We start from the raw sequence: 17531 nt of genomic DNA, 5'->3' as shown, positions 1-17531 counted from the left end.
TATGAAAAAAATTTGTTTTATTATTGGTAATATTAATAATTCAGGTGGAACAGAGCGTGTTACTACTTTAATTGCAAACAATTTAGCTCAACAGAATAATAATGTCTTTATTTTATCATTAAGTCATGGAGACCAGCCTTTTTTTGAACTTAATTCAAATATTAAAATTCAGGCTTTATTTAATGAAAAAGTTTCAATGAAAAAGAATTTTTTCCAAGCAGTTAGAAAAATCCGGAATTTTTTGATATCTAAGCAAATAGATACCCTGATTGTTGTAGATAGTATCAGTTGCGTTTTTACAGTGCCTGCTTGCGCTGGATTAAGAATTAATCATATTTGTTGGGAACATTTTAACTTAAAAGTCAACCTTGGCTCTCGGTTTCGTGACTTGGGGCGATGGATGGCTGCAAAATGGGGTAATAAAATTGTTACATTGACTGAAAGAGATAAGTCTTTTTGGGATAAAAGATTTAATCTTACTCATACGAATAAAGTTGTTGCAATAGCAAATCCTAGTCCTTATGAGCTTCAAGACAATACCCCAAGCCTAGAACATAAAATTATTCTGTGTGTTGGACGTTTAACTTATCAAAAAGGTTTCGACTTACTCATACCTAGTTGGTCGAAAGTTGCTCATAAATTGGATGGTTGGAAAATTATAATCGTTGGAACTGGAGAGGATGAGGTTAGCTTAAAAGAAATGGCTGTAAACTATGGCGTTTCAGAGTCAATTATTTTTGCTGGTCAGCAAAAAAATATGAGTCAGTTTTATAATAAAGCTTCTTTTTTTTGTATGAGCTCAAGATTTGAAGGACTTCCTATGGTTTTGTTAGAAGCTAGAAGTTATAAATTGCCTATAGTTTCTTTTGATTGTGATACTGGTCCAGCAGAAGTGATAGAAGATGGGAAAGATGGCTTTTTAGCACAAGCTGATAATTTACATGATTTTAGCCAAAAAATTTTAAAAATGGCTAAAATGGACGAAAATACTTTTTTGAATTTTGTAGAAAGTTCAAAAAGTACTTCGAATCGTTTTGAAATTCAAAATATCATTAATTTATGGATTGAGTTATTAAGCCAATGATCCAGTTAAAACGAGAGCCTAGCATATTTTTCTTATGTGCTTTATTTTTTTGCTTTACGTTAGATGTACAAGCTCCTCTTGCCTTTTATGGAACGCAGTTTATTGGATTATCAATTTTAACCTTGTGTCGATTTTATATTTATCCTTATATAAGATTAGATATTATTAAAATTTTAATTTTATCTATAGTTCTCTTAGAATTTCTTTGTTTTTTCCAATATTTATATATTCAGCAAATAATTCTAATACTTGTATATCAAAAAGTAATTTTCTTTATAGCCGTTGCTTTATTAATGTATGATTATATTATTAAGGCAAATATAGATACTTTAAGAAAATCTATCGCATTTTATATTTGTTTTTTATCATTTATAGTGATTGCACAATTTTCTTCTTTTTATTTTTTAGGTGTAGATCGTAGTTTATTAGATTTTGGTATTTTATTAGGCGGAGAGGAATCTCGAACATGGTATGTTGGGGATTGGATGTATAGACCAACTAGTATAACATCTGAACCAGCAGTTTTTGTTGGAGTTCAATTTGGGTTATTAACTTTACAGTATTTTATTGATAAAAATGCTAAATTTTCCAGAGTATTAGGTATTCTGTCTTTGACACTTTCCATGTCATTTCTGGGTTTAATTTTATCAGCTTTATATCTTCTTATTATTTATTCAAAAAATATTAAAAACTATATTTTTGGCGGAATTGCAATTTTTGTTTTTTATTTATTTAGTTTTGAGATGATTAATGAAAGAATTCAGCGTTTTAATGATGGAGATGATGGAAGTAATAATGTAAAGTTACAAGCTATACAATATTTTTTTTCAGACTTTAATATGATTGTTGGTGGATATGGATTTCTTTTACCCTCAGAAAATTCACCTCAGTTTTACGAAGCATTATTGGATTTAACTTTTTATTTAAATACTATAACAGTATTTGGAGTTTTAATTGGCTCTTTTATTCTTATTTTATTTGCTTATTCATTATTTAGGTCAAACACAACAATTAAAGAGAAGTTGTTGATTTGTTTGTCACTGATAAAGCTTTCTAATCCTTCTGTATTGTTTTTTGCATGCTTTGCACTACTTTGTTTTTCAATTTTAAATAAGAGAAATTTTTTAAAATGAAAATATTATATTTAATCACGGGTCTTGGCGGAGGGGGGGCTGAAAAAGTAGTAGCTGACCTTGCTGATCAAATGCATTTGCGAGGGCATTATGTAAAAATAGCTTATTTAAAAGGAGAAGCTATTGTTAAACCTCAGTCTGCTGATATTGAATTAATTTGTTTGCAGCTAAATAAAGTAGCACAGTTTGGTAGCGCTCTTAAGAAATTTAAAACTGTTATTGAGCAATTTAAGCCCGATGTTGTACATGCACATATGGTACATGCAAATATTTTTGCAAGATTAGCCCGTAAATATGTTTCTTTTCCACGTTTAATTTGCACTGCACACAATTCAAATGAAGGTGGTTTATTAAGAATGCTAGCTTATCGCTATACAAATAATTTGTCTGATATTAATACAAATGTAAGTAAAGAAGCTACTGAATCCTTTCAAAAAAAGAAAGCTTTTGATTCAACTGCTATCACTATTTATAATGGAATAGATTTAAATAAATTTAGGAAAAAGGTTGTTGATAAAAATATAATTTTATCGAATCAGGTTAATCTAAATCAAAAAATAATTTTGGCTGTTGGTCGTTTAAATGAGCAAAAGGATTATCCAAACTTACTTAAAGCTATTAGTCTCTTAAAAGAAAATTCTTCTGAAGATTTTAAGTTATTAATAGCAGGAGATGGTGAGCAAAAGAAAGCTATCGAAGAGTTAATAAGTAAACTCAATCTTGATAATGACGTTATTTTACTAGGTAGGCGAAATGATATTGCAGAGTTGATGTCAATAGCTGATTATTTTGTACTTTCATCAGCTTTTGAAGGATTTGGCCTTGTAGTTGCAGAAGCTATGGCTTGCGAAACATTTGTTGTGGCTACAGATTGTGGTGGCGTAAAAGAGGTTATGGGAGGTTATGGTTTAATGGCATCTCCTAAAGATTCAAAAGAATTAGCTGATCAATTGCGAAAAGCAATAAATATGCCTTTAAATGCTCGTTTAGAGAATAATCGAAAAGCTTTAAACTATGTTCATGAAAATTTTGATTTAGAAAAAACAACATTGCAATGGTTAAAAATATATGAATCTTAGTAAGAAAATTGCATTGGTTGGAACAACAGGTTCAAGTTTTTATGGCTTCCGCGCTGATTTAATACGATCTCTCCTAAAAAATGGCCATCAAGTATATGCTTTCACTTCTGAATATACAGAAGACTGTTTAGAAAAAATTAAAGCATTAGGTGCTGAACCTATTACTTACCAATTAAGTCGCGGAGGACTAAACCCTTTTGCCGATATTGCGTCCACATATCAGCTTATTCGGAAAATAAAAAAAATTAAGCCAGATATCGTTTTTTCATATTTTGCCAAGCCTGTTATTTATGGGACATTGGCTGCAAGCTTTGCAAAAGTACCTCACATTATTGGGATGCTTGAAGGGCTCGGTTACACCTTTACAGAACAACCAGAAGGTCAAAGTAGCAAAACGAAACTTATTCGTAATATTCAGGTCTTATTATATCGTTTAGCCTTTCCCAGATTAGACGATATGATTTTTTTAAATCCTGATGATGAAAAAGATCTTATACATACATACACTCTCCCAGTCAAAAAGGTACACATTCTGGGTGGCATCGGTTTAGACTTGAAAGAATATAGCTATAGTGTTGCTCCAGTAAGTCCAGTAAGTTTTTTATTTATTGGTCGTTTATTAAAAGAAAAGGGTATATTTGAATTTATTGATGCAATTAGAATAGTAAAACATAAATATCCTAACACAAAGTTTACAATACTAGGTGGCTTAGACACCCAGAATATGGGAGCATTGTCGAAGTCTCAGCTAGATGAACTGATCGCAGAGGGTTTATTTGAATATCCTGGTCATGTTTCTAATGTAAAAGACTGGATCGCTAACTCGAGTGTATTTGTACTTCCTTCTTATCGAGAAGGTGTACCACGGAGCACACAAGAAGCTATGGCTATAGGACGTCCTGTTATTACAACAGATGTCCCAGGATGTAGAGAAACGGTAATTAACGATGTGAATGGCTTTATTGTTCCTTGTTGGGATGCTAAAGCTTTAGCAGAAAAAATGTGCTTTTTTATCGAGTCACCATCTCAAATAAATCTTATGGGGCTAGAAAGTATGAAAATGGCCCATCAAAAGTTTGATGCTGAAAAAGTAAATAATAGATTATTCGAAATCATGGGTTTAAATAGTTCTTATGAAAAGATTGGTTGATATTTTCATTGCTACAATAGCCTTAATCCTTCTATCTCCTATTTTTTTAATAGTGGCATATAAGGTAAGAAAAAATTTAGGTTCACCTATTTTCTTTCTTCAGGAAAGACCGGGCAAAGACGGCAAAATTTTTAAAATGATTAAATTTCGGTCCATGAAAGATGCTTTAGATAAGAATGGAAATCTCTTGCCCGATGAGGAAAGAATTACACCTTTCGGACAAAAATTACGTTCTACTACTCTCGATGAAATGCCTCAGCTTATTAATGTATTAAAAGGTGATATGAGTATTGTTGGTCCACGCCCTCAGCTTGCCGATTTTATGAAACATTATACACCAAGACAAATGCGACGCCATGAGGTGAGACCAGGGATGACAGGCCTTGCTCAAGTGAGTGGAAGAAATAATTTAAGTTGGGAAGAGAAATTTGAGCTAGATGTTGAGTATGTTGAGAATCATAATATCTGGTTAGATTTTAAGATTATGGTAAAAACAGTTTTGGTTATGCTAAAAAAAGAAGGTATCAATGCGCCAGATCAGTTAGTAGGAGCCAGTCGTTTCTCTGGTTCTCCAAAAAAAGATGAAGTACAGTATTAATTGTTAACTATAAAGTTAGTCATATGATCAAAAAAGCAGTTTTACCTGTAGCTGGTTTAGGTACACGTTTTTTACCAGCAAGTAAGTCTATCCCAAAGGAAATGGTAACGGTCGTTGATCGTCCTGCAATTGAATATGTAGTACGCGAGGCGGTAGAGGCTGGAATTGAACAAATTATTTTAGTTACTCATTCATCGAAAGCATCAATTGAAAATTATTTTGATCGTAACTTTGAGTTGGAAACCACTCTAGAACAAAAGAAAAAATTCGATTTACTTGCAGAGATTACTCAAATTGTGCCTGAGCATGTGAGTGTAGTAAGTGTAAGACAACCTCAGCCTTTAGGCTTAGGGCATGCTGTGTTATGTGCAAAGAGTGTTGTCGGTCAAGATGATTTCGCTGTGCTATTACCAGATGTATTGGTGAAAGATAGCTCTGGACAAAATGATCTATCCCGTATGATTTCTCGTTACAACTCAAGCCAAGCTGCTCAAATCATGGTTGAAGCAGTGCCAGACCATTTAGTAGATCAATATGGGATTGTGGATGTAAAACATAGCCCAAATGAAGGTGAAAGTATTGTCATGCAGGGCATTGTTGAAAAGCCCGCAGTAGGCTCTGCACCGTCTAATTTATCTGTGGTTGGCCGCTATGTATTGCCTGCAAAGATTATGCAATTACTTGAGAACACACCGAAAGGTGCAGGTAATGAAATTCAGTTAACTGATGCAATTGCAATGCTTCAAGAGACAGATATTGTTGAAGCTTATCGTATGCAAGGTCAAACATTTGATTGTGGTAGTAAGATTGGCTATTTAAAAGCTGTACTACACTATGGAGTTGAACACCCTAAGTTAGGAAATGATTTTAAACAGTTGATTCAGGAACTTAAATTATAAAATTTTGTAGCTCTGCTTAACTATTTGTAAAAACGAATGAATATATGAGCAGAGCAATATATTCTCTTCCTGTAAAGGGAAGAGAATTTTATAGAATATTAAAATCAGGTGTACAATGAAAATCGCGGTATTTGGAACCACCTTACATGCTGGTGTAATGGCAGCATTATTAGCTGAATATGGTAATCAGATCTATTGGTGTACAAGTGTCACCTGTGAAGAAAACATTTCTATACTTTCTTATCAAGATCAAGAAGTTAATCATTATTTAAATAAACAGAGAAAAGCAGGTTTTTTAAAAGAAAGTCCTTTTTCTGAAATTCCTTTAGATATTGAAGTTTATTTATTTTGTTTTAGCCCAACACAAATCGAGCTTGCTTTAAAAACAGTTGAAAAGTTGAGCGAGCGCCCGATAGTTCATCCACGTTTAATGATCAATGGCTCTACTTTTGGTCTACATGGTACGGATCAATTAAAACAACATTTGCCAAAAGATGAGTGGGTTTATTTTCCTGATGTGATTCAAGAAGGAAATGCGATTAATAGCGTGCTGAACGTAAAACATGTAATTGTTGGTGTTGAATCGAGCTATGCTCAAGACACCATGCAAGAGTTATTACGTCCTTTTTTCCGTTTTAGCTATCAATATTTATTTATGCCAATTTTAGATGCTGAATTTACGAAGCTCAGCATTTCGGGAATGTTGGCAACCCGTATTAGCTATATGAATGATTTGGCGATGGTGGCCGAAAAACTTGGTATTGATATTGCTAATGTAAAACATGGTATTGCTGCAGATACACGTATTGGTGCAGCCTATTTGTCGGCAGGTGTTGGATTTGGTGGTGAAAACTTTTCACATGATATTTTAACGCTTTCGAGTACTGTATCTGGAACAGGGGCTAAAAGTCGGTTGCTAGAGCAAGTGTGGGCGATTAATGAACAACAAAAAGAAATTTTATTCCGTAAATTATGGAATTATTATCACTGTGATTTGAGCGGTAAAACTGTTGCGATCTGGGGGGCTTCATTTAAGGAAAACACCTCTAGCACTCATAACTCACCTATTCATATTTTGTTAGCTGCATTATGGGCACAAGGGGTAAAAGTGCGTTTGCATGACCCACAAGCCTTAGATGAGATCGCAACAACTTATGGAGACCGTGAAGATCTTGTTTTATGTGCTGACCAATATGAAGCTGCACAGGGAGCTCATGCTTTATGCTTAGTGACAGCATGGAAACAATATTGGAGCCCTGATTTTAAACAGTTACAACAAGTAATGCAGCATCCTCTTATTTTGGATGGGCGTAATATTTACGATCCGGCATATGTGAAAGCAAAAGGTTTCGCTTATGAAGGAGTAGGTCGATTATGAGTAAATCTATCGAGAAGTTTCCTAAAGAGTTAGTCTCGCCTATAGCACAGCTTCATTCCTTGGTTGAGAAGAATTCAAAATTACATATCAAAGAATTATTTGCAGCCGAGCAAGACCGCTTTCAAAACTATTCGGTAAAGTTCGATCAATTGGTTTTTGATTATAGTAAACACCGTATAACTAAAAGTGTTTTAGAACAATTGTTTGCTTTAGCAAAGACGAAACAATTAACTCACTGGATTGAGCGCTTATTTTCCCAAGACAAAGTCAACTGTACTGAGCAGCGTTCAGCTATGCACTGGGCCTTACGTTTACCATCGGAATATTCTAAATTTCCTGAACTCACAAAACAGGTTCATACTCAATTACAGCGTATGTATGCTTTGGTTGAAAAAATCCATGCTGGGCAATACCGCGGTGCTACGGGTGAAGTGATTCAGGATGTCGTTAATATTGGTGTAGGTGGTTCCGATTTAGGGCCTCAAATGGTGACCCATGCACTATGCGATTTTAAAGTAAAAACTGCCAAACCACTTAATGTACACTTTGTTTCGACTATGGATGGTAGCCAGTTATCAGACCTACTCCATCAACTGCGTCCGGAAACAACTTTATTTATTATTTCTTCAAAGTCATTTGGTACCATTGATACCTTATCAAATGCACAAACAGTTCGTCAGTGGCTTGAAAAAGCTTTAGGAAAGCATGACCGCGTTGTAAAAAGTCACTTCATTGGTGTATCTACAAAAGCTGAAAAAATGACTGAGTGGGGTATTGCTCCTGAAAATCAGTTGTTACTTTGGGACTGGGTAGGTGGACGTTATTCTCTTTGGTCTTGTATTGGTTTCCCTATAGCTCTAACGATTGGTATAGATGGCTTTCAACAGCTTTTAGCTGGCGCACATGCTGTCGATGAGCACTTTCAAAATACAAGCTTTGAGCAAAATATACCGGTTCTCATGGCATTACTCGGTATCTGGAATAATAATTTTTTAAATATTCAAACCCATGCAGTATTACCTTATGACGGAAGATTAAAGTATTTTGCTGCCTATTTGCAGCAGCTTGAAATGGAGTCTAATGGTAAGTCGGTACAACGTGATGGCCAAAAAGTTGAATTAGATACTTGTCCGATTGTATGGGGTGAGGTTGGTCCAAATGCCCAACATGCATTTTATCAGCTACTTCATCAAGGAACACAGGCAGTAAGCTGTGATTTCATTGCACCGATCCAACGTTATAATGCAGATCACTTTACGTATGTGGAGAATGCTGAGGCATTGATTGAACAACATCACCTCGCATTATCGAATTGTTTGGCGCAATCACGTTTATTGGCTTTTGGTAATGAAGCTTTGGATTCAGCTGAATTAAAGAATTTACCAATTTATAAACAATATGAAGGTAATCAGCCAAGCTCGACATTACTTTTAAAAGAACTTAATCCATATAGTTTAGGGATGTTGATTGCTTTATATGAGCATAAAGTATTTGTTCAGTCTGTAATCTGGAACATTAACCCATTTGATCAATGGGGTGTTGAAAAAGGTAAGCAGATTGCTGATCAGTTACTTCCAATTTTAAATGGTGCTCAAAATGATCTTTCAACACTCGATGCTTCAACACGTGGTTTGATTAAAATTTTATTAGGAAAAGTCGATGGCTAAAATTTTAGTTACGGGTGGTGCAGGTTATATTGGCTCACACACTTGTGTAGAGCTTTTAGAAGCAGGCCATGAAGTTATTGTATTTGATAATCTTTCAAATAGCTCAAAAGAATCTTTAAATAGAGTTCAAGAGATCACTCAAAAAAGTTTAACTTTTGTAGAGGGTGATATACGGAATTCTGGTGAGCTTGACCAAGTGTTTCAAGAGCACGCAATTGATGCGGTTATTCATTTTGCAGGTTTAAAAGCAGTAGGTGAAAGCCAGGAAAAACCGCTTATTTATTTTGATAATAATATTGCGGGCAGTATTCAACTGGTGAAGTCAATGGAGAAAGCTGGTGTTTATACATTAGTATTTAGTTCCTCTGCGACCGTATATGATGAGGCAAATACCTCTCCGCTGAATGAAGATATGCCAACGGGTATGCCAAGTAATAACTATGGATATACAAAACTAATTGTTGAGCAATTATTACAAAAACTTTCAGTAGCTGACTCTAAATGGTCTATTGCTTTACTACGTTATTTTAACCCAGTAGGTGCACATAAGAGTGGGCGTATTGGTGAAGACCCGCAAGGTATTCCAAATAATTTAATGCCTTATGTGACTCAAGTTGCTGTGGGTCGCCGTGAGAAACTATCTATTTATGGTAATGATTACGATACAGTAGATGGTACAGGTGTACGAGACTATATCCATGTTGTTGACTTGGCGAGTGCACATTTATGCGCTTTAAATAACCGTTTACAGGCGCAAGGTTGCCGTGCATGGAATATTGGTACAGGTAATGGTTCATCTGTTTTACAAGTCAAAAATACCTTTGAACAAGTGAATAGTATACCTGTTGCTTTTGAGTTCGCTCCACGTAGAGCAGGGGATGTTGCGACTTCTTTTGCGGACAATGCTCGTGCAGTTGCTGAGTTGGGCTGGAAACCTCAATACGGTTTAGAAGATATGCTTAAGGATAGTTGGAATTGGCAAAAGCACAATCCGACGGGTTATAAGAGATAATTATTTAAATTTTCTAAATTCAAATATATAGCAGTTGTTGGCTAATAGAACGTGTGTTTTCTAAAAGAGGCTGCAGTTGTAGTGACTACTTTCATGCTAGTATTCGCCACTATTACGTTAGCCTCTTTTTGCAGTCATGGTTTTTCTACGTCAACAACTGTTATTTATCTTTATTGCCTTTTTATCTACCTGTGTAGGTGTATATGTTGCATGGGATATGAATCTAACTTGGCATAAGTTTTATACCTATTTGATTTCAGAAAAGGCTATTTTTTCAATTCTTTTTAACTATGCAGTCATTCAGCTATTTTTTATTATACTTGGACGTAAATACACTGCACTGTGTTTAAGCCAATTATTTGTTATATTTTTAAATTTTATTAATAAAAAGAAGCAACAATATTTATTTAGTAATTTAAGTCCAGAAGATATTTTCTTACTTCCAGAAGCAATGAAGGCCACCCCTTGGCACTTACAACTTATCTTTTTTACCCTCATTATTTTCTTTCTTATCATACTCCTCATTGCTGTACGCAAAGAAAGTAAAGCGACTTTTCATACTTATGTCCCTAATATTATTATCTTTGGACTAATCAGTAGTGGTTTAATTTACTTAAATTTTATTAGGAACCCTACAGGCGCTTGTTTTTCCGAAAATAAACCTATGATTTGTGCTAGCTTGCAGGAATTCCCGAATACCAGAAATGACTGGATCGGTGATTACCGAAAAATTCAAGATTATGGGTTTGTGACTTTTTACGTTTCTAAAGTATTGGATAATGTAACCAGCGTATTGTTACCTAGTCGTAAAGTATCTGAGCAAGACATACAGCAAATTTTGCAGCAACATCAGTTGGTTCAACCTTTAGAAAAGAATGAGAGAGAATATCCGAATATTATTATTGTTATGGAGGAGTCTTTTTGGGACTCTCATCATTTAGAAAATGGATTACCTAAAGATTTATTATCTTTTATTCACCAAAATCAAGTTTCTAATTTATTGTCGCCTTCATTTGGTGGGGGTACGGCGAATGTAGAATTTGAAGTGCTTACGAGTCTGAATACGACTTTTTTCCCAAATGAATTGTTATATGTCTCTAAACTAAAAAAATCAATTTATGCTTTGCCTTATTATTTAAAATCAATTGGTTATCAAACGGTTGCAATGCATAATAACTACAGTTATTACTATAATCGTAATAAGGTATATCCAGAGTTAGGATTTGAGAAATTTATATCACTTGAAAATATGATCGCCCAAAAAGATCGGAGTAACATATTTAATCAAGGGGGCTGGGCCACAGATGATCTTATTTTTGATTCGATTAAGTCTACTTTAAAAGAAAATGAGCAGCAGCCAAAGTTTATTTATGCGATTACTGTCGAAAATCATCCAATGTATAATGATGATCGCTTTGGTAAACAAAATTATAAATTTAATAAAGAGTTGTCTGAAACTGAAAAACAAAAACTAAGTACTTATACTGCTGGAACTGTGCGTGCTAACCAAAAGTTAAAAGAACTCGCTGAATATTTAAAGACAGTAGATCGACCAACAATTTTAGTGGCCTTTGGCGATCATTTGCCGAATCTACAAGAAGTTTATGAGAGTTATGGATTTTTTAAAGATGATCCTGAGCGAACTAGCTTAAAAAATTACCAGACACCGTTTGTGGTATGGAGCAATTATAAATTAGATAAGAAGCCTTTGAAGCAACCTTATATTGCTGCAAGTTTCGTTGCTCCAAAATTATTAAAGCTGGCAGGGTTGCCTTTGTCAGATTACTATCAATTTGTTGATGATGTCTCGAGTTGTTATAGTGCCATTCACCAAAAATTTATTAATGAAAATCCAACGTGTAATTTTGATAAGAAAGTATTGTTAAAAGGTTATGAAAATCTAAATAAGGATGTATTAGACGGACATAATCATACTTATAAAATTATGCAGAATAACAAAGAAGAGATGGAACAATAATGTTCCATCTCTTTGATATGAGTTCTATTAAGACTGAATTAAACTCGTCAACTCATCTACATAATATTGCATTGGCTGAGCTTGACGGTCTGCACGGCTTTCAATGTTGAGGCGTAATAACGGTTCAGTATTTGAAGCACGGACATTAAAACGCCATGCGCCAAAGTCGAGGCTTACACCATCGGTACGGTCAATTTCCGGGTTTTGAGCAGCATAGAAATCAAAAATTTTTTGAATAGTGATTTGTGTATCAGCTACTTTAAAGTTGATTTCACCACTACAAGGAAACTTGGTAATCATATTTTCAACGAGTGTTGAAAGTGATTGTCCTGTTTCAGAGAGTAGGGCAACAGTAAGTAACCACGGAATCATACCGCTATCGCAGTAAGCAAAGTCACGGAAATAGTGATGGGCACTCATTTCACCGCCGTATACGGCATTGTGTTCACGCATAACATCTTTAATAAATGCATGCCCCGATTTCGACTGTACAGCAACACCTTTATATTCGTCGACGATATCAAATGTGTTCCACACTAAACGTGGATCATGCACAATTTTTTCGCCTGACTGTTTGATTAAGAAAGCTTGAGCCAATAGGCCGACAATATAGTAGCCCTCAATGAATTGTCCTTTTTCATCGAACAAGAAACAGCGGTCAAAGTCGCCGTCCCATGCAATACCCATATCTGCTTTATGCTCAAGAACAGCATTTCGGGTACTGTCACGGTTTTCAATTAAAATTGGGTTAGGGATGCCATTTGGGAAAGTACCATCTGCTTCATGATGAATTTTAATAAATTCAACCGGTACATTAAGCGCTTTAAATTTTTCTTCAATAGCATCAATCACATGACCAGCTGCACCATTACCCGCGTTTACCACTAACTTTAATGGACGGATTTTTGTAGGTTCAATATAAGTCAGTAGATGGTCAACGAACTCAGGCAAAATGTTATAGCTTTGTGTTGCACCTTTTTGGCTAACTTCTTCAAAGTTATTGGTCTCTGCTAAAGCCTGAATTTCTTTTAAACCAGTATCGGCACTAATTGGACGAGCATTTTCTCGAACCAATTTCATACCGTTATAGTCCATTGGGTTATGACTCGCAGTTACTTCTATACCACCTTGTACGTCTAAATGAAAAGCGGCAAAGTACACTTCTTCAGTACCCGTCATGCCTAAATCAAGCACATTCACACCCGCATCATTTAAACCGCGTATGGTCGCTTGTTTTAAAGCCTCACTGCTTAGACGAATATCACAACCTACAACCACAGTCTTTGGTTTATAGATTTGTCCGTAAGCGCGGCCAATTTTATAGGCGATTTCTTCATTCAATTCGGTGCCGAGTTTGCCTCGGATATCATAAGCTTTAAAACACGTTAAAGTAGTCATTATTCAATTCAATACATGTGGTTTGAGTTGTGTGCACATTATACATAGATCATCAAATTGGTACGTTTATAGTTTTTATATTCAAATACTTCATTTCTGTAGGTCATATTTAAGTTTATAAGGAAGCTTTTTACGACTTTAGTCGAATAAAAAAAATTATAGATGAGAAATGGCTTGATTTTTCTTGTCCCTATTGGTCATACCAATTGTGATAATTATTTAATCATTGATTTTACCAATAACTGTGTTTATGATGCAGCATGTGGTTTAAGGAATAGCATTTGCATTTAAATTTTTAATTGGTCATACCAATTTGTGTAAATGTTGAGATTTTAAGGTACAAAAATTCGCCCCGGCATTTCAAGGAGATGACAATGCTCAATATGTGGCAACAACTTTATGACCCTTTAAATAATATTTGGCTGTCTAGTGCGGTTGCATTAATCCCGATTATTTTCTTCTTTTTGGCCTTGGCTGTTTTTCGTTTAAAAGGCAGTATCGCGGGTACGGGCACAGTTATTATTGCATTACTGATTGCACTCTTTTTCTATCAAATGCCGGGTCAAATGGCCTTTGCATCAATCATTTACGGTTTCTTCTACGGTCTATGGCCAATTTCATGGATCATTATTGGGGCAGTTTTTCTATACAAGATTTCGGTAAAAACAGGCCAGTTTGAAGTTATCCGCTCAAGCATTCTATCTATTACCGAAGACCAACGTCTGCAAATGTTACTCGTTGGTTTTGCATTTGGTACTTTCCTTGAAGGAGCTGCGGGCTTTGGTGCTCCTGTCGCAATTACCGCTGCACTACTTGTCGGTTTAGGGTTTAAGCCACTTTACGCTGCTGGTTTATGTTTAATTGTAAATACAGCACCAGTTGCATTCGGTGCAATGGGTATTCCAATTATTGTGGCAGGGCAGGTTTCCGGTGTAGACACTATGGAAATTAGCCAGATGGTGGGTCGTCAGTTGCCTTTTTTAACCATTATTGTGCTGTTCTGGATTATGGCGATTATGGATGGCTGGCGTGGTGTTAAGGAAACTTGGCCTGCGGTATTGGTCGGTGGTGGTGCTTTTGCGATTGCTCAGTATCTCACCTCTAACTTTATTGGCCCTGAGTTACCAGACATTACCGCAGCAATTGCTTCATTGGTCAGCCTGACGTTGTTATTCCGTGTTTGGAAACCAAAACATATTTTCCGTTTTGAACCTGAAGCGGGTCAGACTTTGACTCAGCAACCTACAACAGTTCAACGTTATAGTATTGGGAAAATTGCAAAGGCATGGTCTCCATTTGCTATTTTAACGGTAATGGTCACGATTTGGAGCGTTAAGCCATTTAAAGCATTATTTGCAAAAGATGGTGCTCTTGAACACTGGATTTTTAAACTTGAAGTGCCGTATTTACACAAATTGGTCGAGAAAATGCCACCGATTGTGTCCGAGATGAAACCATACGAAGCGATTTATAAGTTTGACTGGTTCTCTGCAACAGGTACTGCAATTTTTATTGCTGCGATCATCACAGTTATTTTCTTAAAAATGAAAGCAAGTGAGGCAGTAACAACCTTCGGTGAAACGCTCAATGAGTTAAAAACACCGATTTACTCGATTGGTATGGTGTTGGCGTTTGCTTTTATTGCGAACTATTCCGGTTTATCTGCAACTTTGGCTCTGGCTCTATCGCATACGGGTCATGCGTTTACTTTCTTCTCGCCATTTTTGGGTTGGCTTGGTGTGTTCCTTACTGGTTCAGACACTTCTTCAAATGCTTTGTTCTCGGCACTACAGGCAACTACAGCTCAGCAAATTGGTATTCCGGAAGTGTTATTGGTTGCTGCCAATACCAGTGGTGGTGTGACAGGTAAAATGATTTCGCCACAGTCGATTGCGATTGCTTGTGCCGCAGTAGGGTTAGTTGGAAAAGAGTCTGACTTGTTCCGTTTCACGGTAAAACATAGCATCATATTCACTGTCTTTGTTGGCATCATTATTACGGTTCAGGCTTATCTGGTTCCGTGGATGATTCCATAACTCCAGTGAAGGAAACGCGATGAGAATCTCCGATCAAGTGGTCATGAAATTGCAGGCATTAATTGAAGAGCGTCACATGAAAAAAGGTGATCGTTTGCCTGCCGAGCGCCAGCTTGCAACTAGCTTAGGAGTTTCTCGTCCATCCTTACGTGAAGCAATTCAACAGCTCAATAGTCAAGGTGTACTGATTAGTCGCCGTGGCGATGGAACTTATATTCAGCAGTTACCTGAACAATGGCCACAGCAACTGATTGTGAACCCAATCAGCAACCTGATTGAAGAAGATCCTTTATACCGTTTTGATGTGCAAGAGGCGCGTTTGGTGCTTGAAGGGGGGACGGCATGGTATGCCGCATTACGTTCGACCCCAGAAGATCGCGCCAAAATTCATCATTATTTTAATGAAATTAGTCGCCATCAAAATGCGGGTGACTCAGCACAGGCTGCGGTCGCGGATGCTGAATTCCACTTGGCGATTGCAGAAGCCTCCCACAATGTGGTGCTGATTCAAATGATGCGAAGTCTATTTGATTTGCTGCAATACAACGTCTTGTTAGGGCGTAAAAAAGTTTATAACGACCCCGTAAATGGTGACTTGCTCAGCGAGCAGCATTTTCAGGTGATGGATGCTATTGATCGTAAAGACCCCGAGGCCGCACGCCAAGCTGTCTGCGGTCATATTGAATTTGTGATTAATCATGTGCGTTCTCTGGATGAAGACGAAGCTCGCCAGAAACGTGCAAACCGTTTAAATAGAGTTGATTCAAAATGATTATTTCTTCTGGCAATGATTATCGTGCTGCGGCACAACGTCGCTTACCCCCATTTTTATTTCACTATATTGATGGTGGAGCGTATGCGGAATATACCTTAAAGCGTAACGTACAAGATTTGTCAGAAATTGCATTGCGTCAGCGTGTGCTGAATGACATGTCCGCGTTGAGTTTAGAGACAAAACTGTTTAATGAAACGCTGTCGATGCCAGTTGCCTTGGCGCCTGTGGGTTTAACAGGTATGTATGCACGCCGTGGTGAAGTACAAGCCGCAATGGCAGCCGATAAAAAAGGTATTCCATTTACGCTTTCAACGGTTTCTGTTTGCCCGATTGAGGAAGTTGCACCTGCAATTAACCGTCCGATGTGGTTCCAGCTTTATGTGTTACGTGACCGCGGTTTTATGCGTAATGCTTTGGAACGTGCAAAAGCGGCAGGTTGTTCAACACTGGTGTTTACCGTAGATATGCCTGTGCCGGGTGCACGTTATCGTGATGCCCATTCGGGTATGAGTGGGCCAAATGCTGCGATGCGCCGTTATATGCAGTCAGTGTTTCATCCGCACTGGTCATGGAATGTGGGCTTAATGGGACGTCCGCACGACTTGGGAAATATCTCTAAATATTTAGGTAAGCCGACTGGGCTTGAAGATTATATTGGTTGGTTAGGCTCGAACTTTGACCCATCCATTTCATGGAAAGACCTTGAGTGGATTCGTGAGTTTTGGGATGGCCCAATGGTGATTAAAGGTATTTTAGATCCTGAAGATGCCAAAGATGCTGTGCGTTTTGGTGCAGATGGCATTGTGGTATCAAATCATGGTGGTCGTCAGTTAGATGGCGTGATGTCTTCTGCTCGTGCATTGCCTGCAATTGCTGATGCAGTAAAAGGTGACTTAGCAATTTTGGCTGACTCAGGCATTCGTAATGGTTTAGACGTGGTGCGCATGTTGGCGCTTGGTGCGGATACGGTTTTACTTGGCCGTGCGTTTGTTTATGCCTTGGCAGCAGCAGGTGGACAAGGTGTGTCGAACTTACTTGATTTAATTGATAAGGAAATGCGTGTTGCGATGACGCTCACGGGTGCTAAGTCGATTTCAGATATTAATGCGGATTGTTTAGTACAGGCGATTAAACAAGGACTTTAAGACATAGTAAGTAAAGCAATAAGCACAGCCTCAAAATTTGGTGATTTGCTGATGTTTTACGTATAGGCATTTGTCACTTTTGAAAGGTCAAAAGTAACCAAAAACCTTTTGTTGAGCAAACAGTACTTCCTTGTACGGTTGCTCAACAGGCGGCATCCATGCCGCCAACGCGTAGCCAATTTGCATTAAATCTAATACC

Annotated in this window: 14 protein-coding genes; 13 read left to right on the top strand and 1 reads right to left on the bottom strand. The window is 36.9% G+C overall.

The features are described 5' to 3' along the window. Position 1 precedes the first annotated feature (1 nt). The 10 genes from MKL62_RS08155 to MKL62_RS08110 all read left to right on the top strand — a co-directional run bounded on the left by MKL62_RS08155 (position 2) and on the right by MKL62_RS08110 (position 11978). Complete coding sequence (locus tag MKL62_RS08155; protein ID WP_033917744.1) at positions 2 to 1084, top strand: glycosyltransferase family 4 protein; 1083 nt, start codon at positions 2 to 4, stop codon at positions 1082 to 1084. Further along, the gene (locus MKL62_RS08150) at positions 1081 to 2217 is read left to right on the top strand and encodes a hypothetical protein (RefSeq protein WP_033917743.1); all 1137 of its coding nucleotides are present in this window, start codon (positions 1081 to 1083) and stop codon (positions 2215 to 2217) included. The genes MKL62_RS08155 and MKL62_RS08150 overlap by 4 nt, the downstream gene beginning before the upstream one ends. Next, positions 2214 to 3296 (top strand): glycosyltransferase, encoded by a 1083-nt coding sequence (locus tag MKL62_RS08145; protein WP_033917742.1) that lies wholly within the window; start codon positions 2214 to 2216, stop codon positions 3294 to 3296. The genes MKL62_RS08150 and MKL62_RS08145 overlap by 4 nt, the downstream gene beginning before the upstream one ends. Further along, a complete protein-coding gene (locus MKL62_RS08140) occupies positions 3286 to 4446 on the top strand; it encodes a glycosyltransferase family 4 protein (RefSeq protein ID WP_270899756.1) in 1161 nt (386 codons plus the stop codon). Before MKL62_RS08145 ends, MKL62_RS08140 begins: the two co-directional genes overlap by 11 nt. Continuing rightward, positions 4430 to 5044, top strand: coding sequence for a sugar transferase (locus MKL62_RS08135; protein WP_005112626.1), 615 nt, complete (start codon positions 4430 to 4432; stop codon positions 5042 to 5044). The genes MKL62_RS08140 and MKL62_RS08135 overlap by 17 nt, the downstream gene beginning before the upstream one ends. Positions 5045 to 5067: 23 nt before the next feature. Then, positions 5068 to 5943, top strand: a complete 876-nt coding sequence (galU, locus tag MKL62_RS08130) for a UTP--glucose-1-phosphate uridylyltransferase GalU (RefSeq protein WP_032007988.1) — start codon at positions 5068 to 5070, stop codon at positions 5941 to 5943. A 115-nt stretch (positions 5944 to 6058) separates the two neighbouring features. Continuing rightward, the gene (locus MKL62_RS08125) at positions 6059 to 7321 is read left to right on the top strand and encodes a nucleotide sugar dehydrogenase (RefSeq protein ID WP_000686128.1); all 1263 of its coding nucleotides are present in this window, start codon (positions 6059 to 6061) and stop codon (positions 7319 to 7321) included. Further along, positions 7318 to 8988, top strand: coding sequence for a glucose-6-phosphate isomerase (gene pgi, locus MKL62_RS08120; protein WP_005112622.1), 1671 nt, complete (start codon positions 7318 to 7320; stop codon positions 8986 to 8988). The genes MKL62_RS08125 and pgi overlap by 4 nt, the downstream gene beginning before the upstream one ends. Next, positions 8981 to 10000, top strand: a complete 1020-nt coding sequence (galE, locus tag MKL62_RS08115; RefSeq protein ID WP_005112620.1) for a UDP-glucose 4-epimerase GalE — start codon at positions 8981 to 8983, stop codon at positions 9998 to 10000. The genes pgi and galE overlap by 8 nt, the downstream gene beginning before the upstream one ends. A gap of 316 nt (positions 10001 to 10316) precedes the next feature. Further along, positions 10317 to 11978 carry an LTA synthase family protein gene (locus MKL62_RS08110; RefSeq protein WP_109850635.1) on the top strand — a complete coding sequence of 554 codons (1662 nt, stop codon included), beginning with the start codon at positions 10317 to 10319 and terminating at the stop codon, positions 11976 to 11978. A gap of 27 nt (positions 11979 to 12005) precedes the next feature. On the opposite strand, the gene MKL62_RS08105 is transcribed toward MKL62_RS08110, so the two are convergent. After that, positions 12006 to 13376: a phosphohexomutase domain-containing protein gene (locus MKL62_RS08105; protein WP_000209946.1), complete on the bottom strand. Its 1371-nt coding sequence runs from the start codon at positions 13374 to 13376 to the stop codon at positions 12006 to 12008. A gap of 368 nt (positions 13377 to 13744) precedes the next feature. Here MKL62_RS08105 and lldP point away from each other — a divergent pair, with 368 nt between their 5' ends. Genes lldP through lldD form a run of 3 tightly spaced genes read left to right on the top strand, consistent with a single transcriptional unit; the run spans position 13745 to position 17332 of the window. After that, on the top strand, positions 13745 to 15412 hold the full coding sequence (lldP, locus tag MKL62_RS08100; RefSeq protein WP_011857993.1) for an L-lactate permease: 1668 nt from the start codon (positions 13745 to 13747) through the stop codon (positions 15410 to 15412). Between the two features lie 19 nt (positions 15413 to 15431). After that, a complete protein-coding gene (gene lldR, locus MKL62_RS08095; RefSeq protein WP_001222772.1) occupies positions 15432 to 16184 on the top strand; it encodes a transcriptional regulator LldR in 753 nt (250 codons plus the stop codon). Then, positions 16181 to 17332, top strand: a complete 1152-nt coding sequence (gene lldD / locus MKL62_RS08090; RefSeq protein ID WP_000587282.1) for an FMN-dependent L-lactate dehydrogenase LldD — start codon at positions 16181 to 16183, stop codon at positions 17330 to 17332. The genes lldR and lldD overlap by 4 nt, the downstream gene beginning before the upstream one ends. Positions 17333 to 17531: the final 199 nt, after the last annotated feature.

The organism is Acinetobacter sp. AOR01_HL (genome assembly GCF_027855455.1).
Lineage (GTDB): Bacteria > Pseudomonadota > Gammaproteobacteria > Pseudomonadales > Moraxellaceae > Acinetobacter > Acinetobacter baumannii.
This window is presented reverse-complemented; position numbering and strand designations above follow the sequence as displayed.